General features: G+C 59.1%; 21 protein-coding genes. 11 read left to right on the top strand and 10 right to left on the bottom strand.

Features of this window, described 5'->3' with window-relative positions; all coding sequences use genetic code 11:
* Positions 1–53: 53 nt before the first annotated feature.
* Together LJY25_RS06800 and LJY25_RS06795 are read right to left on the bottom strand one after the other, a co-directional pair.
* Complete coding sequence (locus LJY25_RS06800; RefSeq protein ID WP_227607543.1) at positions 54–530, bottom strand: MarR family winged helix-turn-helix transcriptional regulator; 477 nt, start codon at positions 528–530, stop codon at positions 54–56.
* Between the two features lie 134 nt (positions 531–664).
* Positions 665–2,443: an AMP-dependent synthetase/ligase gene (locus LJY25_RS06795; RefSeq protein ID WP_227607542.1), complete on the bottom strand. Its 1,779-nt coding sequence runs from the start codon at positions 2,441–2,443 to the stop codon at positions 665–667.
* Positions 2,444–2,599: 156 nt separating this feature from the next.
* Between LJY25_RS06795 and LJY25_RS06790 the strand changes: the two genes are divergently transcribed.
* The 4 genes from LJY25_RS06790 to LJY25_RS06775 all read left to right on the top strand — a co-directional run bounded on the left by LJY25_RS06790 (position 2,600) and on the right by LJY25_RS06775 (position 5,933).
* Entirely contained in the window at positions 2,600–3,748 is a 1,149-nt protein-coding gene (locus LJY25_RS06790) for a formimidoylglutamase (RefSeq protein ID WP_227607541.1), read from the top strand.
* An 89-nt stretch (positions 3,749–3,837) separates the two neighbouring features.
* Entirely contained in the window at positions 3,838–4,155 is a 318-nt protein-coding gene (locus LJY25_RS06785) for a cytochrome b5 domain-containing protein (RefSeq protein ID WP_227607540.1), read from the top strand.
* Positions 4,155–5,012: an N-acetylmuramic acid 6-phosphate etherase gene (murQ, locus tag LJY25_RS06780; protein WP_227607539.1), complete on the top strand. Its 858-nt coding sequence runs from the start codon at positions 4,155–4,157 to the stop codon at positions 5,010–5,012. Before LJY25_RS06785 ends, murQ begins: the two co-directional genes overlap by 1 nt.
* A gap of 354 nt (positions 5,013–5,366) precedes the next feature.
* Positions 5,367–5,933, top strand: coding sequence for a hypothetical protein (locus tag LJY25_RS06775; RefSeq protein WP_227607538.1), 567 nt, complete (start codon positions 5,367–5,369; stop codon positions 5,931–5,933).
* A 79-nt stretch (positions 5,934–6,012) separates the two neighbouring features.
* Here the strand turns inward: LJY25_RS06775 and LJY25_RS06770 are convergent, their stop codons facing one another.
* The 4 genes from LJY25_RS06770 to LJY25_RS06755 all read right to left on the bottom strand — a co-directional run bounded on the left by LJY25_RS06770 (position 6,013) and on the right by LJY25_RS06755 (position 9,105).
* Positions 6,013–6,276, bottom strand: a complete 264-nt coding sequence (locus tag LJY25_RS06770; RefSeq protein WP_227607537.1) for a hypothetical protein — start codon at positions 6,274–6,276, stop codon at positions 6,013–6,015.
* Between the two features lie 149 nt (positions 6,277–6,425).
* Complete coding sequence (gene der, locus LJY25_RS06765; RefSeq protein WP_227607536.1) at positions 6,426–7,748, bottom strand: ribosome biogenesis GTPase Der; 1,323 nt, start codon at positions 7,746–7,748, stop codon at positions 6,426–6,428.
* A gap of 162 nt (positions 7,749–7,910) precedes the next feature.
* Positions 7,911–8,810, bottom strand: a complete 900-nt coding sequence (gene era, locus LJY25_RS06760) for a GTPase Era (RefSeq protein WP_227607535.1) — start codon at positions 8,808–8,810, stop codon at positions 7,911–7,913.
* Positions 8,811–8,925: 115 nt separating this feature from the next.
* The gene (locus LJY25_RS06755) at positions 8,926–9,105 is read right to left on the bottom strand and encodes a hypothetical protein (protein ID WP_227607534.1); all 180 of its coding nucleotides are present in this window, start codon (positions 9,103–9,105) and stop codon (positions 8,926–8,928) included.
* A gap of 358 nt (positions 9,106–9,463) precedes the next feature.
* Here LJY25_RS06755 and LJY25_RS06750 point away from each other — a divergent pair, with 358 nt between their 5' ends.
* The 3 genes from LJY25_RS06750 (at position 9,464) to hemH (ending at position 11,811) form a co-directional block, all read left to right on the top strand.
* Complete coding sequence (locus LJY25_RS06750; protein ID WP_227607532.1) at positions 9,464–10,066, top strand: helix-turn-helix domain-containing protein; 603 nt, start codon at positions 9,464–9,466, stop codon at positions 10,064–10,066.
* A gap of 65 nt (positions 10,067–10,131) precedes the next feature.
* Complete coding sequence (locus LJY25_RS06745; RefSeq protein ID WP_227607530.1) at positions 10,132–10,557, top strand: hypothetical protein; 426 nt, start codon at positions 10,132–10,134, stop codon at positions 10,555–10,557.
* Between the two features lie 210 nt (positions 10,558–10,767).
* Positions 10,768–11,811 (top strand): ferrochelatase, encoded by a 1,044-nt coding sequence (gene hemH / locus LJY25_RS06740; protein ID WP_227607528.1) that lies wholly within the window; start codon positions 10,768–10,770, stop codon positions 11,809–11,811.
* A 9-nt stretch (positions 11,812–11,820) separates the two neighbouring features.
* Here hemH and LJY25_RS06735 read toward each other — a convergent pair whose 3' ends face one another.
* From LJY25_RS06735 to glmM, 4 genes are all read right to left on the bottom strand, one after another.
* Positions 11,821–12,345 (bottom strand): PRC-barrel domain-containing protein, encoded by a 525-nt coding sequence (locus LJY25_RS06735; protein ID WP_227607526.1) that lies wholly within the window; start codon positions 12,343–12,345, stop codon positions 11,821–11,823.
* Positions 12,346–12,399: 54 nt separating this feature from the next.
* On the bottom strand, positions 12,400–13,056 hold the full coding sequence (locus LJY25_RS06730) for a hypothetical protein (protein ID WP_227607524.1): 657 nt from the start codon (positions 13,054–13,056) through the stop codon (positions 12,400–12,402).
* 265 nt (positions 13,057–13,321) lie between these two features.
* Positions 13,322–14,503: a cysteine desulfurase family protein gene (locus tag LJY25_RS06725; RefSeq protein WP_227607522.1), complete on the bottom strand. Its 1,182-nt coding sequence runs from the start codon at positions 14,501–14,503 to the stop codon at positions 13,322–13,324.
* Positions 14,504–14,639: 136 nt separating this feature from the next.
* A complete protein-coding gene (glmM, locus tag LJY25_RS06720) occupies positions 14,640–16,034 on the bottom strand; it encodes a phosphoglucosamine mutase (protein ID WP_227607520.1) in 1,395 nt (464 codons plus the stop codon).
* Positions 16,035–16,218: 184 nt separating this feature from the next.
* On the opposite strand from glmM, the gene mazG reads away from it, so the two are divergent.
* From mazG to LJY25_RS06700, 4 genes are all read left to right on the top strand, one after another.
* Entirely contained in the window at positions 16,219–17,058 is an 840-nt protein-coding gene (gene mazG, locus LJY25_RS06715; protein ID WP_227607518.1) for a nucleoside triphosphate pyrophosphohydrolase, read from the top strand.
* A 264-nt stretch (positions 17,059–17,322) separates the two neighbouring features.
* Positions 17,323–18,195 carry a MotA/TolQ/ExbB proton channel family protein gene (locus LJY25_RS06710; RefSeq protein WP_227607516.1) on the top strand — a complete coding sequence of 291 codons (873 nt, stop codon included), beginning with the start codon at positions 17,323–17,325 and terminating at the stop codon, positions 18,193–18,195.
* 68 nt (positions 18,196–18,263) lie between these two features.
* Positions 18,264–18,887 carry an ExbD/TolR family protein gene (locus LJY25_RS06705; protein ID WP_227607515.1) on the top strand — a complete coding sequence of 208 codons (624 nt, stop codon included), beginning with the start codon at positions 18,264–18,266 and terminating at the stop codon, positions 18,885–18,887.
* Positions 18,888–18,960: 73 nt separating this feature from the next.
* Positions 18,961–19,422, top strand: coding sequence for an ExbD/TolR family protein (locus tag LJY25_RS06700; protein ID WP_317206583.1), 462 nt, complete (start codon positions 18,961–18,963; stop codon positions 19,420–19,422).
* Positions 19,423–19,466 lie beyond the last annotated feature (44 nt).

Genomic DNA, 19,466 nt, shown 5'->3' with positions numbered 1-19,466 from the left:
GGGAACCCGAACAAAAAAGCTATTGGCTAAAGGCCAATAGCTAGCAGCTTAGATTAAGCCGCCGACTCAGAGCGCAGGGGGCGGAGGGTAAAGTCGTCGTACATGGTTTTGCCTTCAATCATGCCCGTAATCTGGCCTACTACCTTGAAAAAGGTGTCGAGCTGGGCCTGGGGGATTTTCTCGCGCACCTTCTGGTTGAAGTGGCGCACCGTCTGCCGGGAAATCTCCTTTTTCTGCAGCCCTACCTCGGTCAGGAAGATGCGCACCGAGCGTTTGTCCTGGGTATCGGCCTGCTTGTAGATAAGCCCTTTCTCTTCCATGCTGCGCAGAATGCGGGTGAGGCTACGGGTTTCGAGGCCCAGCAGGGGTGCAATCTTGGTAGCCGGAGTTCCGTTTTCCTGATCTATATTCAGCAGTACAAACCCGATGCTGGTGGTAATGTCGTACTGCGCGGCCTGGGTGTTGTACATGCGCGAAATGGCATGCCAGGCTACTTTGATGTTATAATCGACGGTTTCTTCGGGTTTCATGCGCAAGGGGAAGTGCGGTAAACATACAAAGAATATGTTATGCTTGCATACTATGTTGAGCAGAAAAAAGTTTGGGGCCGCCGGTTTGTACCCGACGGCCCCAAACGATTTACGCGGGGCGCTTTAACGCCAGCTTAACGCCGTTCGTCGCGGTGGTACAGGTCCTCGATCAGGCTTTTGTTGTTCTCGGTAATGATTTTGCGCTTCACCTTCATGGTGGGCGTCATCTCCCCGGTTTCCACGGTCCAGAGCTTGGGCAGCAGGGCAATCTTTTTAACCTGCTCCCACTGCGCGAAGCTTTCGTTGTACTTCTTGACCAGGTCTTCGTACATCTTCACCACCTTCTCGTTTTTGATCAGCTCCTCGTTGGAGCAGTTGCTGTCGACGCCGTTGCGCTTGCACCAGCTTTTCAGATCGTCGAAGGACGGAATCACCAGCGCGGCCGGGAATTTCTGGTCGGCGCCTACCACCATGGCCTGCTCTACCAGCGGCGACTCCTTGAGCTTGCCCTCGATTACCTGCGGGGCAATGTACTTGCCGCCCGAGGTCTTGAACATCTCCTTTTTGCGGTCGGTGATTTTCAGGAAGCGGCCATTCACGAACTCGCCGATGTCGCCGGTGTGGAACCAGCCGTCCTTGTCGAACACCTCGGCCGTGAGGTCGGGCTTGTTGTAGTAGCCCTTCATCACCGAGGCCGACTTGGTCAGAATCTCGCCGTCGGCGGCAATCTTCACTTCCATGTTGTCGATCAGCGGGCCCACCGTACCGATCAGGTTGTTTTCGGGCTCGAAGCCGCCCACGGCAATTACCGGCGAGGTTTCGGTGAGGCCGTAGCCTTCCATTACGCGGATGCCGGCGGCCCAGAATACCCGGGCCAGGCGGGGCTGCAGCGCGCCGCCGCCCGACACGATAACGCGGATGTTGCCGCCCAGGGCCTCCTGCCACTTCGAGAAAATCAGCTTGCGGGCCAGCTTCAGCTGCGTGTCGTAGAGGAAGCCTTTGCTTTTCTGGGTGTCGTACTCCAGGCCCAGGTTCAGGGCCCAGAAGAACAGGCTTTTCTTCACGCCGGTCAGCTCGTGGCCTTTCGCCACAATCTTGTCGTACACCTTTTCCAGCAGGCGGGGCACGGTGGTAAAGATGTTGGGCTTCACCTCGCGCAGGTTGTCGGCAATGACCTCCATGCTCTCGGCGTAGTAGATGCTGACCCCGTTGATCATGTAGAGGTAGGTCACCATTCGCTCGAAGATGTGGCAGAGCGGCAGGAAACTCAGCGCCATGTCGTTTTTCGTGACGGGCACGAAGGGCTGGGAGTTGCGGCAGTTGCTTAGAATGTTGTCGTGGGTGAGCATCACGCCCTTGGGGCTGCCGGTGGTGCCCGACGTGTAAATCAGCGTGAGCAGGTCGTCGGGCTGCACGGCGGCTTTCAGGGGCTCCAGGTCGGCGGGGTTGCCCTGCTTGCCCAGCTCGAGCAGCTCATTGAAATGCCTGGCCCCGGCTACCTCGTCGAAGGTGAAGATGTGCTTCACCCCGGGCAGCTCGGCAGTAGCCTCCTTTACTTTGCTGTAGAGGCTCTTGTCGGCGACGAATACGGCCTTTACGCCCGCGTCCTGGAAGATGTACTTGTAGTCTTCGGTGGTGATGGTGGGGTACATCGGCACGCCCACGGCCCCGATCTGGGAAATACCGAAGTCGGCCATCATCCACTCGGGCCGGTTCATCGAAATGATGGCCACCTTATCGTCTTTGCCAATGCCCAGGTGCTTGAGCCCCAGGCTTACAAGGTTGGCTTTGTCGAGGAGTTCCTGGGTGCTGATCTTTTGCCAGACCCCTCCCTGCTTCGAGGCCAGGCAATCGGACTTGGGGAACTTGCTGAGTTGATACGGCAGAATATCAAACGCGCGGCGGACTTCCATAAACAAACTCTTGAGGTGGGAAAATGCAGGTTAAATAAAGACTTTTTTTGGCATAATGCCTATTATGGACCATTCTGGGGCCTCATTAATGCGCTCTTACGCAAGGTCCCCACCCCGCTTTTGCGTAGTTTTGTCTGACTGCTCCGTACGTGCCCGATGAATCTGGCCATCTTTTTTGATCCGCTCCCCGAGGAACTTGTGCCGGCCCCGGCTACGGCCACTGCCTTGGCTTCCTGCCTCACGCCCTTCCTGGACACCTTTCCCGACTGGCGCACCGCCGACCTGGCTTTGATCGGGCTGGATGAGTGGCGGGGTAGCGCGGCCGGGGCGCCCGCCGCCCACGGGGCCGACGCCGTGCGCCGCCGCTTCTACCACCTGCAGAAAGGCTCCGGCCCCGCCCGCCTCGTGGACCTGGGCAACCTGCGGCCCGGCCTGACCCTCGAAGACACGTATCTGCGGCTGCGGGAGATTGTAGCCGCGCTGCTCGAGCACGGCACGGTGCCCATCCTGCTCGGCGGTAGCCACGACCTCGACTACGGGCAGTTCCTGGCCTACGAAACGCTCGACCGGGCCGTCAGCTTTGCCACGGTGGATGCCCGCGTGGACATGGCCGAGCACGACGCGGCCCCGGCCGAGGAAGCGCACCTGCGGCGGATGCTGATGCACGAGCCCAACTTCCTGTTCAACTTCGCTCAGCTGGCCCACCAGCAGTACCTGGCCGCGCCCGAGGTGCTGGCGGCCCTGGAAAAGCTGCATTTCGAAACCTTGCGCCTCGGTGAAATCCGCTCCGACGTGCGCCAGGCCGAGCCTTTGCTGCGCCAGGCCGACTTCGTGAGCTTCGACGTGGCGGCGCTGCGCTGGAACGACGCGCCGGCCTACTACCCGGCTAACCCGTTCGGGCTGACCAGCGAGGAAGCCTCCCAGCTGGCCTGGTATGCCGGCCACAACGACCAGCTCAGCTCGTTTGGTCTCTACGGCTACCGCCCCGACCACGACCCCCACGGCCTGGCCGCCACGACGCTGGCCATTATGCTGTGGTACTTTGTGGAGGGCTACTACCACCGCCGGGGCGAAACCGACTTCAGCAGCCGCCGCTTTATCCGCTACGCCGTGGGCTTGCCGGGCACGCCGGCCAAGCTCGTGTTCTACAAAGCCAAGCGCACCGAAAAGTGGTGGCTGGAAGTGGAAAGCCTGGCCGACAGCAACCTCAAGCGCATCGTGCCGTGCAGCTACCAGGATTACCTCCGCGCTGCCCAGGGCGACCTGCCCAACCGCTGGATTCTGACGCAGGCGCTGCTGGGATAATTAGTAATTTAAGAATTAGTAATTGAGAATTGTCTTGATGGGTGCTGCTGACACTTTGCTGCCGCTGCTCGGAATTACGAATTGCCCTGATGGCAGCTGTTGACGCCACTCCTCCCCTGCCTCCCCTCACCGCCGGCGGCGTGCCCCTGGCTGAGTTGCCGGAGTATTCGCGGCACCAATTGGCGTTGCGCAACGGGCAGGACCGGGACGAAGTCTGGGTGGCGTACCAGGGGCTGATTTACGATGTAACCCGCTCCCGCCTCTGGAAGCGCGGCAACCACTACGAGCACTGGGCCGGGCAGGACCTGACCAGGGAGTTGCAGCATGATGCCCCGCACACCGAGCACGTCTTCGACCGGTTCACCGTCATCGGCCGGCTGCAGCTCCCGCCCCCTTCTACTACCTGATGACCCTGCGCCTGCCAAGCAAATCCCACCACTTCACTTCCTTCCCACCCGTGAGTACTACCGAAAGTCCCTCCCTGTTCGACCAGCTCGAAACCCGCACCACCCAAGAGCTGCTCAAAAGCATCAACAGCCTCGACCAGACCATTCCGGCTTTGGTTGCCGCCGCTATTCCGCAGCTTGAGGTGCTGGTAGAGGCCACCGTACAGCGGCTTCAGAACGGGGGCCGGCTGTTTTACATCGGGGCCGGTACCAGCGGACGGCTGGGCGTGCTCGACGCGTCGGAGTGCCCACCCACGTTCGGAGTGCCCCAGGGGCTGGTTATCGGCCTGATTGCCGGCGGCGACACCGCCATCCGCCAGGCTGTGGAAAACGCTGAAGACAACGCTGAGCAGGCCTGGCGGGACCTCGAAGCCCACCAGATAACCGACCGCGACATTGTGGTAGGCATTGCCGCCTCGGGCCGCACGCCCTACGTGATTGGAGGACTGGAAGAGTCGCGCCGGCGGGGCATTGCGACCGGCTGCGTGGTCTGCAACGCCGGCTCGGCCGTGGCCGCTGCCGCTGAGTTTCCCGTTGAAGTGCCCACCGGCCCGGAGTTCGTGACGGGCAGCACGCGGATGAAGGCCGGCACGGCCCAGAAGCTCGTCCTCAACATGCTTACCACTGCCACCATGATCCGCCTGGGCCGGGTGAAGGGCAACAAGATGGTTGACATGCAGATGGCCAACCAGAAGCTGGTGGACCGCGGGCAGCGCATGCTGATGGAGGAGCTGGGCATCGGCCAGGAAGAAGCAGCGACGCTCCTGACCGAGCACGGCTCGGTGCGGGCAGCCATGGCAGCTTACAACGGGCAGTAAGCGTTGGCCCGGTTGTGAACGAATCTGTCCCTGCGCACTGCTTGCCTGGGATGCTACAGGCTGCACCGGCAATCCTGACCTCGGCAAGCGACGGCATGATGAGTTTTACCGGCCTGGCTTCCTGCTCCCGACTACGGCACTGCTGCCCGCTGCCGGTTACCTAGCCATCGGGCGTGGATACCGGCTTACGGCTTCGCTGTATTTAGTGCATTCCCCGGCGTTGTAGGGGTACTATCCTGGCTGGCCTTTGTACTGACCTGACGGTTAGACGAACGGACCAGGGAGTATCCGCGTTAGACGAAAGGCAAGCCAGGGCTTGCCTTTTCCTTTCTCCGCCTCCTTACCTTCCCTGCCGTGCATACCATCGAGCCGCATTACAACTGGATCGACCAGTACTCCGCCTCCGAAGACCCCCGCTCCCCGCTGTTCGAGGCCGAAAACAGCCTTGAAACCTTCACCAACACCATTTACGGCTACTATATCCACCCACAGTGGGACGGGATGGAGTCGGACACGCTGTTCCTGAAGATCCTGTTCGTCGACTATGACCTGGGCCTGGGCATCATCGAGTTTATCGGGGAGTGGAACGACGCCATCGAAAACGACGTGATGCATCTCAAGCGCAACATTATTGATGTAATGGTGCACGAGGGCATCCGCAAGTTTATTTTGATTGGCGAAAACGTGTTCAACTTCCACGGCTCCGACGATTCCTACTATGAGGAGTGGTTTGAAGACGTGGAGGACGGCTGGATTGCGGGCCTCAACTTCCAGGAGCACGTGTTGCGGGAGATGCACCAGTACAATCTCGACAACTACATCAACTTCGGCGGGCAGCTCGATGAGGTACCCTGGCGCACGTTCGAGCCCCGCCGCCTGTTCGACATGATTGATGGGCTGCTGCGCCGCCGCCTGAACTAGCCTGCTTTAAAAATAAAAAGGGCTTCTCCCGTTGGGAGAAGCCCTTTTTATTGCGACTAACGCAGCAGCGCAGCAGGAATTACTGCTGGGTCGTGGTCGTCGTGGTGGTAGCGGGAGCCGTGGTGGTGCCAGCAGCGGGAGCCTCAGCGTCCTCGATCTTGTCGGCAGTAGCATCGGCGTTGTCGCGTACCGAATCAGCGGCTTGCTCCATGGCGTCAGCCTGGGCTTCACCGGTGTTTTCTACGTTTTCAGCAGCTTGCTCATTGGCTTCAGCCTGCTTGCTTTCGCACGAAGCGAAGGTGAACGAAGCAGCGGCCAGGGCGAGGAACAGAACTTTTTTCATGATAAGGGTTGATTGAGGGGAAGAAAAATCAATTTGGGTTGAAACTGAGGGCTTTTTGCAAGCAAGCAGCCCTGATGTTCGGGGTTTTATACCAAGCTCAACAGAAGGTAACCCGACAGTAAAAAAAGATTTTCCTTCCCTCCCACTCCTTACTTCTTGCGGAAGATGATGCCGATGGGAACCCCGGCAAAGTCGAAGTTCTCGCGCAGGCGGTTTTCGAGGTAGCGGATATAGCTCGGCTGCACGTACTGCGGCAGGTTGCAGAAGAAGGCAAACACGGGGTTGTGCGTGGGCAGCTGCGTCACGTACTTGATGCGCACCATCTTGCCTTTTACGGACGGGGGCTGGTGCTCCTCAATTACCTTCAGCATCACCTCGTTCAGCTGCGACGTCGGGATTTTCTTGCGCTTGTTCTCGTACACCTGAATGGCCGTTTCGATGGCCTTGTGCACGCGCTGCTTGGTAAGCACCGACGTGAAGATGATGGGCGGATACGCAATGGGCGCAATCTTTTCCCGGATCTTCTCCTCAAACTCCTTGACGGTGTTCGTTTCCTTGTTCTCGATCAGGTCCCACTTGTTTACCAGAATCACGATGCCCTTGCGGTTTTTGTCGGCCAGGGCAATGATGTTCACGTCCTGGGCCTCAATGCCCCGGGTAGCGTCGAGCATCACGATGCACACGTCCGACTCTTCCATGGCCCGGATTGAGCGCAGCACGGAGTAGAACTCGATGTCTTCGTGCACCTTGTTCTTGCGGCGCAGACCAGCCGTATCGACCAGGATAAACTCCTGACCGAAGGCGTTGTAGCGGGTCTGGATAGCGTCACGCGTGGTACCGGCAATGTCGGTCACGATGGTGCGGTCCTCCCCCAGCAGCAGGTTGAACAAGGACGACTTGCCTACGTTGGGGCGGCCCACCACGGTAATCTTGGGCAAGCCCAGATCGGGCTCCTCTTCCCAGGGGTCATCGAAGTGCGACACGATGGCGTCGAGCAGGTCGCCGGTGCCGGAGCCGCTCTGCGACGAAATCGTGAAGATGTCGCCGTCACCGATGCCCAGGGAGTAGAACTCCCCGGCGGCGTGGGCCCGGGCGTTGGTGTCGGCCTTGTTGGCTACCACGTACAGGGGCTTGGTGATCTTAAAGCGGCGAATGGCGTTGGCAAACTCCTCGTCGAGGCTATGCACGCCGGTTTCGGCATCCACCATAAAGATGACCACGTCGGCCTCGTCGATGGCCAGCTTTACCTGCTTGCGGATTTCCTCCTCGAAGATGTCGTCGGAGCCGTGCACGTAGCCACCCGTGTCAATCACGGAGTAGTACTTGCCGGTCCACTCGCCGTAGCCGTAGTGCCGGTCGCGGGTTACGCCGCTTTCGTTGTCCATGATGGCCTTGCGCTGGCCAACCAAGCGGTTAAAAAGGGTGGATTTGCCCACGTTCGGGCGCCCCACAATGGCAATGGTATTCTTCATGTGTCTGACTCCAGCCGCCGGCCCGACCAAATTCGGCAGTGCCCGGAGTAGTTAAGTGAGTGTGAGGTCGGATTATTAGGTCTTAGGATCTTAGGGGCTTAGGATCTTAGAAAGTTCTGATGCCAGAACGATGCTAAGTCCTAAGACCTAAGTCCCTAAGCACTAGGACTGGTACCCGAACCGGCTGAGGGCCTTGGGGTCGGTGCGCCAGTTTTCGTTGACTTTGACGTGGGTTTCGAGGAAAACCTTCTTCTGGAAGAACTTCTCCATCTCCTCCCGGGCCCAGGTACCGACTTTTTTCAAAGCCTCGCCCTTGTTGCCGATAATGATGCCTTTCTGGCTGGAGCGCTCCACGTAAATGGTGGCCCGGATGCGGATGATGTCCTCTTCCTCCTTGAACTCCTCTACGCCGACTTCGCAGCTGTAGGGGACTTCCTTTTTGTAGAGCTTGAAGATTTTCTCCCGGATCATCTCCGCTGCAAAGAAACGCTCGGGCTTATCGGTTAGTTCGTCTTTCGGGTAATACGCCGGGTGCTCGGGCAGGTAGCCCAGAATCAGGTCCAGCAGCTCGCCGGTTCCGAACTTCTCGAGTGCGGAAATGGGCAGCACGCGGGTAGCGTTGGGAAGCTGTTCGCGCCAGTAGTCTACCTTGGCTTCCACCTCCGCCTGATCGGCCTGGTCAATCTTGTTGATCAGCAGCAAAATGGGCGTGTCCACCATCTTGCGCAGGCGCTCGACTACCGGCTCCTCGTCGTGCTTTTCGTAGATGTCGGTGACAAACAGAACGACATCCGCATCCTCCAGGGAGCTGTACACAAACGACATCATGGCGTTGTGCAGCTCGTATTTGGGCTGAATGATGCCGGGCGTATCGGAGTACACCAGCTGAAAGTCGTCACCGTTGAGAATGCCCAGGATGCGGTGGCGCGTGGTCTGGGCTTTGCTGGTGACAATGCTGAGCCGCTCTCCCATCAGGGCGTTCATCAGCGTCGACTTGCCCACGTTGGGCTTGCCGATAATGCTCACAAAGCCAGCGCGGTGCGGTTTCGGTTCGGGATTCACAGGGTTTTCAGAATAAGTCTGCAAAGGTACCGCTTTATGGGCAGAAGCACATTGCCTGCCCCGAAATCAGCTCAGGAAGGGCACTCCCACAGCCAGGCGCCGCTTTGCGTCCGTGCTAGGCTCCTCCGGGCAGGACGACCCCGTAGAGGGCGGCCACGGCGCCATCCACCTCCGCTTCCAGGGCCAGGGTATCGGCCGCGGGGTCGGCGGCTTTGGCGTCCAGAATCTGCTGCACCAACGCGGCAATAGTGGCCTGCTGTTCTGGCGTGGCGATGGGGATGGGAAGTTGTGCCAAAGTCTTAGGTTCGTAAGGAAAGAAGCTGTCCTTCATCTCTGGGGCTATGGATTTGATGTAAAGAGTTAAGAACTCCTAACACAAAAAGGTCGTCGGTAGGAATGATAGTCGTCGCATTATTAGAATACTGCTGGGCAGGATCAGGAATGACCTCCTAACATGCCGCGTCATCCATCATACCCGTCCGGGAGCTGCTTTTTCGGCCTCGTATACACCGCCCTGCTTTTCATCTTCGCTGTCTACCAGGAATGGTATACAGAGTCCTATGTTTTTACCCTGCTGTATACCAAAGCAGGTATTCACTTTCCCAATTACATTACCCGGTGTATACCAACTGCCCGGTGATGCCGGCCTGCCCATGACCTTATTCCCTGCTGCCTTCAGCTTAACAGCCGCCGTGCGGGCACACTTCGGTCTTTCTATTCAGCAGCTGGCCCGCTACCTGGGCGTGAGCCGGGGCTTTGTGGCGCATATAGAGGCGGGCCGCCGGGGCCTGCCCGCCGCCCTGGCGCCGCGCCTGTTGCACCTAAGCTGCGGGTTGCCGCCACCGCTGGGCCAGGGCCCGCCAGCGTCCGTGCCGCTACCCGCCTCCCCCGACCCGCTGCCCGCCCCCGAGGCGCTGCCGGCTGAAGCAACCGCTCCCGCCCCGCTGCGCGCCCGCCTGCTCACCTGCCGCCTGCGCCTGCTCGAAGCAGGCCGACGCCTGGCCGAGGCCGAGCGCATTGCCGCCGACCGGGAGCACCGCCGCCGGGGCCTCCACCAGCTCCAGGCCCTGCCTCCGCCCCCTGCGCCGGCCGAGGCCGCCCGCTATGCCCGCTGGCTGACCGAGCTGGACGAGGATTTAGCGCATAACGAGCCCGATCCGACTGCCCGGGCCGTGGCCCATTGCCTGCTGAAGGGTCGCATAGCCGGCCTGCACGCCGAAATAACCACCCTGCTGAAAATAAACCAACCTGACTGAATCACGATATCAAATTGCATCTATATTAATCCCGGCAACTCCGCCAACCTTATCTATTTTCATTTATGCCATTACCAGTAAACTTACTCCGAGACGCGGCCGAGTGCGACGCCGTGCTCACCGCCCTGAACCGCGAGCTGCGCGAGTTCACCCTCAACGACCAGGTACTCGACCTGCGCGCCGACAAATCGGTGGAGCGGGCGGCCGAGCGGGCTGAGGCGCTGCAGAAAGCCACCGCCGAAGTGGCCCGTCTCACCCCGCAGGTAGCGGCCATGACGGCTGGCACGCGGGAACACCGCTACCTCGACCGCCTGCTGACTCAGGCCCAGCGCCGGGTGCAGGACCTGAGCCAGCCCCCCGCGCCCGGCAGCCGTACGCCGGTAGATCTGGTGCTACAGGCCGTGGACGTACGCCAGGTAGCAGCGCAGGTACCCGAGCTTCAAACTGCCATTCAGGAGGTCACGGCCCGCCGCGCCGAGCTGACTGCCTAAGGCACCGTTATTCTATCCTCCTATTGCAATAGTCGACGGCCCGTTGCCTCCCCGGAGGCGGCGGGCCGTTTTGGTTATTCGTACTCATGCTGGCTCCATCTTCCCCTGGTTTCTTAGCAAGCGCTACACTACGGCGCGGAGTCATTTTCACCGAAATCCAAACCCGGAGGGCCGTACCTTTGTCTTCCATCGGAATCCGCTTTCTTTTTTATGCCCGCTCCTGCTTCTGCCCAACGCCGCGTCGGCGTCCTGCTCGTGAACCTCGGCACGCCCGACTCGCCCAATACCCCCGACGTGCGCCGCTACCTCAACGAGTTTCTGACCGACGGCCGGGTTATCGATATGCCCGCCGCCGTGCGCTACCCGCTGTTTCAGGGAATCGTGGTGCCGCTGCGGGCGCCCAAGTCGGCCAAGATCTACCAGCAGCTCTGGACCGACCGGGGCTCGCCCCTGCTGTTTCACGGCCTCGATCTGCAAAAGCTGGTGCAGGAAAAGCTGGGCAAGGACTACGTGGTGGCCTTTGGCATGCGCTACCAGAAGCCCAGCATCGAAAAGGCGCTGGAGGAGCTGCGCGACGCGGCGGTGGAGCGCATCATCGTGCTGCCCTTGTTTCCGCAGTACGCCGCGGCCAGCACCGGCTCGGTACAGGAAAAGGTGATGGACATCGTGAGCAAGTGGTGGGTAGTGCCCAGCATCAGCTTTATCAGCTCCTTCACCGACGACCCCGGCTTTATCGGCACGTTCGTGACCCTCGGTAAAGAGGAAATGGCCAAGCATCCCTACGACCACGTCGTGTTCAGCTACCACGGCATTCCGGAGCGCCATGTGCTGAAAGGCAGCCACAACGGCTACTGCAAGCTGGCCACCTGCTGCAACAGCTACAACAAAAACAACCGCTACTGCTACCGGGCCCAGTGCTACGAAACGTCCCGCCTGCTGGCCCAGGGCCTGGGGCTGGCGCCCGAGCAGTACACCACCACTTTCCAGAGCCGTCTGCAAAGCCGGCTGCGGGACCCGTGGCTGCAACCGTACACTGACGAAGTGCTCAAGGAAATGCCGGCCAAGGGCATCAAGAACGTGCTGGCGTTCAGCCCCGCCTTCGTGGCCGACTGCCTGGAAACCACCATCGAGGTGGGCACCGAGTTCAAGGAAATGTTTGAGGAAGCCGGCGGCGCCCACTGGCAGCTCGTGCCCAGCCTGAACGCCCACCCGCAGTGGGTAGAAGGCGTGGCCGAGATGATCCGGCGGAACTAGCTTGTTCTCTTAGCTGGCTACCGTTCCATCATCGGTACGGCGGCGGAAGGCCCCCAGCGCGGCCGGACGGTTCTGGTAGAAGCGCTGCTCGTCGTAGTGCTCCTGCTGGTAGAAGCCCTCGGTGCTGCGGGCCGGCAGGGGCAGCTGCAACGTGCGCAGCATGGCCTCTTCGTACTCCCGGGTTATCATCACCGAGTTGTAGGGCGGATACTCCAGCACCGAGTCCATGTTCAGGGAAGGCACGAACACGTTGTCGCCTTCCTCGTCGATGGCAGCCACCCCGATGGGCAGCAGAATGTGCCGGTCCCGCTCGTTTACGTTGAGGCGGGCGTCGAGCTCAATATCCAGGTAGCGCACCTTGAGGGCATCCTCTTCCACGATCAGCTCGTGTACCTCCCCAAACGCCCGTCCGTCGCCACCGCGCACGGTCCAGCCGCGCACGTCGGGGCTGCCGTCGGCTACTTCAAACTCGGTGAGGTCGCGCAGCCGGCGCAGGTGCATGCCTTCTGATGATGGAATAGCCGTGGTTTCCATGCTTAAATAAGGTAAAGAGGGTGGATGCCGTAGTCCAGGAAAGCCGGTGCGGCTTTAGGAAGCCGGCTGGCTGAGGGTCCGCACAATCTGAGCGGCCTTGGTGAAAAACGCCTGGGTCTGCTCGTCGGCGGTGTTGCGGCCCGACAGCTGATTGGCCTGCTCGCTGAGCTCGGCTACCGGTGTTTCCAGGTCCGGATAGGCTTTCTGCTGCATGGCCTGCATCAGCGCGGCAGCTGCCACAAAGCCGGGACGCAGGCTGGCTTTGGGCTCGTTGATCCGGCTGGTGGCGCTGGTCAGCATATCGCGCTTCTCGTTTACGCCCGGGTCGCGCAGGTCGGAGCGGTCGGCCAGGTCTACCAGCGTGGCACTCAGCATCTGCAAGCCCCGGCGGGCATAGTCGGGCTGGGCGGTCTGCTGCTCGGCAAAGTCAGCCAGTTCGTCGGGGGTGGCAGGGCCTTCCTCGGTGGCTACCGCCGCTACGGCCGAGCCGCCGTCGGCCGGAGGCGGCGTGGCCCGGGCAATGGCTTCGGCCTCGGCATCCGATACGGGCGCCACTGCTCCGGTAGCCGGGGCGGCGGCTGGGTCCGGCTCCGGGTTAGCGTCCGGGCGCAGGAGGAAGTAGCCGAGTACCGCCAGCACGGCCAGCACCAGCAGCACGATAAGCCAGGGGCTGGGAGAGCTTTTTTTGCGTTGAATACTGATTTCGGCCATAATAGTCCAGGTCGCGGTTAGTCTGAAGGCAATACGAAGCGGGGCGAAAATAGGTATTCGCAAGGTTTAGTTGTCCGTCGTTAGTAATCCGTTGTCAGCATCCTGGTCCATACATCCTGATAACGGGCAACCAACAACAAACCATTAGTAAAGCTAAAGCCTGCCCCAGGGAGCAGGCTTTATGCTTTCAATCCGGATGAACCTGGGCTGCGACCCCACTGTCGGGATATGACCAACAACTGGCAACTGACAACGAACAACTAAATCAAGCCGGCACCTTGCGGTACATCTTAGCCAGCTGCTCTACCGCAAAGTCTACCTCGTCGGCGGTGTTGTACTTGCTCATCGAGAAGCGGATAGCCCCGCGGCTGGGGTCGCAGCCCAGGGCCTGTAGCACGTGGGACCCGGCCTGGGCCCCGCTTGTACACGCCGATCCGCCCGATACGGATACGCGGTTGATGTCCAGGTTAAACAGCAGCATCTCGTTCATCTCCGAGGGCGGCAGGCTCACGTTCAGCACAGTGTACAGGCTTTGGTCGGCCTGCGCGGAAAGGCCGTTGAACTGCACTCCTTCAATCTCGGCAGTAAGACGGGAGATGAATCGGTTTTTCAGCTCCTGGATGTGGGCGTGGTGGCTTTCCATGTCCCGGCAGGCAATTTCCAGGGCTTTGGCCAGCCCTACGATGCCATAGACGTTTTCAGTGCCGGCCCGCACGTTGCGCTCCTGCCCGCCCCCGTGCAGCAGCGGTGTAACCTGCACCTGGGGCCGGGAATACAGGAACCCTACGCCTTTGGGGCCGTGGAACTTGTGCGCCGAGCCCACCAGGAAATGATTTTTCAGCTTCTGCACGTCGTGCCGGTAGTGGCCCATGGTCTGCACCGTATCGGTGTGGAAGATGGCACTGTGCTCCTGGCAGATGCTGCCGATGGCCTCGATGTCGTTCAGGTTACCGATTTCGTTGTTGCCATGCATCAAACTCACAAACGAGCGGGTGTGCGTCGCCAGCAGCTCTTCCAGATGCGCCAGGTCGAGGCGGCCCTGTTCGTCGTGGCGCACGTAGCTTAGCTTAATCTCCCCGGTTTTTTCCAGCGCCTGCAGCGGGTGCAGCACGGCGTGGTGCTCCAGCCGGGAGGTTATGGCGTGGCGCAGCCCCAGCGTGCGGATGCTGCCAAAGGCGGCGTAGTTGTCGGCCTCGGTACCGCCCGACGTAAAGGATATTTCCGCCGGGGCGGCATTCAGCAGGTGAGCCACGGTTTTGCGCGCATTCTCCACCGCAGCCCGCACCTGCCGGCCGTGGCCGTGGATGCTGCTGGGGTTGCCGAAAAACTCCCGCATGAACGGCAGCATGGTATCGAGCACCTCCGGGTCGAGCGGCGTCGTGGCCGCGTTATCGAAGTAAACAGCGTTGGTACCGGTAGACTTGGCGGGCTCCGTAGGATGCGGCATAACTGAGTATCGTTTCGGGGGGGAAGGATGGGCCTGACCGTCAGGCTCGGGGGTGGAATACAAAAATATAGGATTCTGGCTTGGCAGCCCGAATCCTATATCTGAGGTGGCCCATCAGGCCCTGCGGCAACGAAGCTTAGCTTTTGACCGAAATAATTTCCTTGATGTCGCCGATAATCTTGTTGGCCAGGTGGTCGGCCGTGGCGTTGGAGTCGGACTCGGCGTAGATGCGGATAATCGGCTCGGTATTCGACTTGCGCAGGTGTACCCACTCCTTGTCAAACTCGATCTTCACGCCGTCGATGGTGTTGATGGGCTGCTTGGCGTAGCGCTTCTGCATCTGGGCCAGCACCTCGTCGGTATTGATTTCCGGGGTCAGCTCAATCTTGTTTTTCGAGATGAAGTAGCTCGGGTAGGTGGCCCGGAGGCGGGTCATCGTCAGGCCCGACTTAGCCAGGTGGGTCAGGAAAAGGGCAATGCCGACCAGCGCGTCGCGGCCGTTGTGCAGCTCGGGCAGAATGATGCCCCCGTTGCCTTCGCCGCCGATAATGGCATTGGTCTGCTTCATCATCGTCACTACGTTCACCTCCCCTACCGCCGCAGCCGAGTAAGAGCCGCCGTGCTTTTCCGTGACGTCGCGCAAGGCCCGGGTGCTGCTCAGGTTGCTGACCGTATTGCCGCCCCCGTTCTGCTTTAGAATGTAGTCGGCCACCGCTACCAGCGTGTATTCCTCCCCGAACATGGAGCCGTCTTCGCTCACCAGGGCCAGGCGGTCCACGTCGGGGTCGACCACGATGCCCAGGTCGAAGCTGCCTTTTTCGAGCACCTTGGCGATATCGCGCAGGTTTTCGGGCAGGGGCTCGGGGTTATGGGCAAACTCACCGGTCGGCTCGCAGTGCAGCTTTTCGATCTTGGTGACGCCCATAGCTTCCAGCAGCATCGGTACTGCAAAGCCCCCACTGGAGTTCACGGCATCCACTACCACCCGGAAGTTCTTAGCCCGCACCGCCTCCACGTCGACCAGCGGCAAAGCCAGAATGGCCTTGATGTGCTTTTTCAGAAACGTGGTGTCGGTGCTGTATTGGCCGAGCTTGGTTACCGGCGCAAACGAAAACGCCTCAGCATCGGCCAGGGCCAGCACTTCGCGGCCATCCTCGTCGGAAATGAATTCACCGATGTTGTTGAGCAGCTTCAGCGCGTTCCACTGCTTGGGATTGTGCGAGGCAGTCAGGATAATGCCTCCCCCGGCTTTCTTGGCGGGCACGGCCATTTCCACGGTCGGGGTCGTGCTCAGGCCCAGATCAATGACATCGATACCGAGTCCCTGCAGGGTAGCCGATACCAGCTTGCTTACCATCTCGCCGGAAAGGCGGGCGTCACGGCCGATAACGATGGTGTTGTTCTGCGTCTTAGCCAGTACCCAGGTGCCAAAGGCCGCTGCGTACTTCACCACGTCGATAGGCGTCAGCCCCTCGCCCGCAGCGCCTCCGATGGTTCCCCGGATGCCGGAAATGGATTTAATTAGTGCCACAAGCCATGTTTATTTGAGTGGGCAAAAGTAGAAAAAAGGTACCTGCTTTCCGTATGACCGTTGGCAATGCCCTCCGCGGCCGCTGTTTCTGCGTACCAGCAGATACCCTATACGACGCCCTACCGGCCCCGGGCACGCTTTTCCTTTTGGGGCGCTTGTATATTTGATTTCGTAAGCAGCACCCATGAATTCTTCTTCTCCTTCCCGGCGCAAGGAGCAGTTGGCCGCCTTTGGTCGCCTGCTCGACGTGCTTGACCGCCTGCGGGCCGAGTGCCCCTGGGACCGTAAGCAAACCATGCAGAGCCTGCGTCACCTCACCATTGAGGAAACGTATGAGCTGTCGGACGCCATCCTGCGCGATGATTTAACCGACGTAAAAAAAGAGCTGGGCGACGTCATGCTCCACTTGGTTTTCTACGCCAAGATTGCCTCCGAAACAAGCCACTTTGACATCGCAGATGCCTTGAATGCGCAGTGTGACAAGCTTATTTTCCGGCATCCGCACATCTACGGCGACACCAAGGTGCAGGACGAAGAGGAGGTCAAGCGCAACTGGGAACAACTCAAGCTGAAAGAGAAAGGCAACTCTTCGGTGCTCGGCGGCGTACCCACCTCCCTGCCTGCCTTGGTCAAAGCCATGCGCATTCAGGAAAAAGCCCGGGGGGCCGGATTTGATTGGGAAAAGCAGGAGCAGGTATGGGAAAAGGTCCAGGAAGAGCTGGAAGAGTTCAGAGCAGAGTTTGCCCACCCCGACGCTGCGCAGCACAACCCGGAGCGGGCAGCTGCGGAATTTGGTGATCTGCTCTTCTCCCTGATCAACTTCGCCCGCTTTGCCGGCATTAACCCTGAAGAGGCCCTGGAGCGTACCAACCGAAAGTTTATTCATCGTTTTCAATACCTCGAGACGGAAGCCGCCCGGGAAGGGCACCGCCTGGCGGACCTGACCTTAAATGAGATGAATACCTATTGGGAGCAGGCTAAAAAACTCCCCCAGAAACCGGCCGACGACGAATTGCCGAAATAGCTTTTTTTCGGGGTCCATGCCGGTTTAAAGCGTTTAAACCCATTTTTCATTTGGCAGGACGTAGGTTTTTATTTAGGTTTGCCAAGGCTAGTCCCATTTCAGAAAGGGCCCCGCGCACAAACCGACTCACGCTTCGCTTTCCCTGATCGGAGATGCAACGTGCAGGTGAGCGGGGCTACCGTGTCTTTGGGCCTTTCCAAAACCCTTTCACTTTTTTTACCTTATTTCAACCTTTCACCACCAAACCCCTAATTTCCCGGAACAATGGAACAAAAGAATGCCATGAACAAGAATGCGCGGCCGGCCGCTCCTGCTGCACCCCAAGGTGAAGCAAAAGGTGGTTCCGCATTCGCCGCCATCGTGATTCCGCTGGCTCTGCTCGTATCGATTGTCATCTATAAGTTTGTTTTTGGCAACCCCGGCAACTTTCAAGGCGGCAACCCCGACAATCACCCTTTGCCCGGCAACTACCTCGGCATTATCTACAAGGGTGGTGTCATCGTTCCTATCCTGCTCACCATGTTCCTGCTGGTTTTCGTGTTCTCGATTGAGCGCTTCCTGACCATCAGCAAAGCCAAAGGCACCAAGGGCATCGAATCTTTCGTTCGTAATGTGCGTCAGAAGCTGAATGCTAACGACATCTCGGGTGCTGTTGCCGCCTGCGACCAGCAGAAAGGCTCGGTTGCCAACGTAGTTAAAGCCGGTCTGCTGAAGTATCAGGAGATGGCCCGCGACCGTGGCATGGACAAAGACCAGAAGGTGCTTGCTATCCAGAAAGAGATTGAAGAGTCGACTGCCCTGGAGCTGCCCATGCTGGAGAAAAACCTGGTAATCCTCTCTACCCTGGCTTCGGTATCAACGCTGGTAGGTCTGCTCGGTACCGTATTTGGTATGATCAACGCCTTCTCGGCTCTGGCCAACGCCGGTGCTCCTGACGCAGTAGGTCTGGCTAACGGTATCTCGGAAGCACTGATCAACACGGCTCTGGGTATCTTGACCTCGGCCCTGGCTATCATCGCGTACAACTTCTTCACGAGCAAGATTGACGAGCTGACCTATAGCATTGACGAGGCTGGCTTCAGCATTATTCAGACGTTTGCCGCTCAGCACGGCGAAAAAGAAACTTATACTGCGTAGTCTGCGGTTCTCGCAATAACGCAGCGTTTCAAACGTTTCTGAATCAAGCTTAACCAATCACGCCAGAAATGCCCAAAGTAAAGCCCCATAGAACGTCCCCCTCGCTGGATATGACCCCGATGGTGGACCTGGCATTCCTGCTGGTGACGTTCTTCATGCTCACCACCAAGTTTGCTCCCGAGGAAGCAGTGGTGGTCGACACACCTTCTTCCGTATCCGAGATTCGCCTGCCGGAAAGCCACGTCATCACTATTTCGATTGACAAGGACAAGCGGGTATTCTTCGGAATGGATGACGTCAAGCCCAAAATGGCCATGCTCAGCCGCGTTGGTGCCAAGTATGGTGTCAGCTTCACGGCCGAGCAGGCGAAGACCTTCTCGAACCTGTCCAGCTTTGGGGTACCGGTGCAGCAACTGCCCGACTTCCTGAACCGCGACAACGAGCAGCGTAAAAACGTTAAGCAGCCGGGTATCCCTGCCGACTCCCTGAACAATCAGTTTATCGACTGGGTGGTAGAAGCCCGGGCAGCCAGCATCAAGGAATTTGGCAAGCCCTCATTCATTGCTGTTAAAGGCGATAATGATGCCGACGTGCCGACGGTGAAGAGAGTCATCAAACTGCTGCAGGACAAGAACATCAACCGTTTTAACCTGATTACCGACTTGGAAGTCAAGCCGGTAGCCAGCAACTAACCGACGCAGAGAAATGGCAGAAATACAACAACAAGCCGACTCCGGTAAAGGCGGGAAGAAACGGGCCAAGAAAATGTCGACCAAAATCGACATGACCCCGATGGTTGACCTCGCCTTCCTGCTGCTCACCTTCTTCATGCTGACGACAACCTTCAGCAAGCCGACGGTCATGCAGCTCACTATGCCGGTGAAGCCGAAAGACAAAGAGGAGCAATCGGAGATTAAGGCTTCTGATGCCTTCACCATTCTGCTCGGCGAGAATAACAAGCTTTACTACTACGACGGCCTGCTCGCCGCTGATGTAAAGCCTGAGCTGCAACTGTCAAGCTACGATGCGAATGGCATCCGTAAGACTCTGTTGGAGCGTCGCCGTGCTAACCCCAAGGTGGTAGTGCTCATCAAGCCGGCTGACAAGTCCAAATACAAGAACATGGTCGACATCCTCGACGAGATGAACATCACGGACCAGAAAAAGTACGCGCTGGTGGACATCTCGAAGGCCGATGAAGAACTGATAAAGACCTCCGGACTATGATGGATAACTCGCAACTGGCTAGCGCCTCCTTAAACGATATCGTT

The organism is Hymenobacter translucens, from assembly GCF_020685205.1.
In the GTDB taxonomy this organism is placed as follows: Bacteria; Bacteroidota; Bacteroidia; order Cytophagales; family Hymenobacteraceae; genus Hymenobacter; species Hymenobacter translucens.
This window is presented reverse-complemented; position numbering and strand designations above follow the sequence as displayed.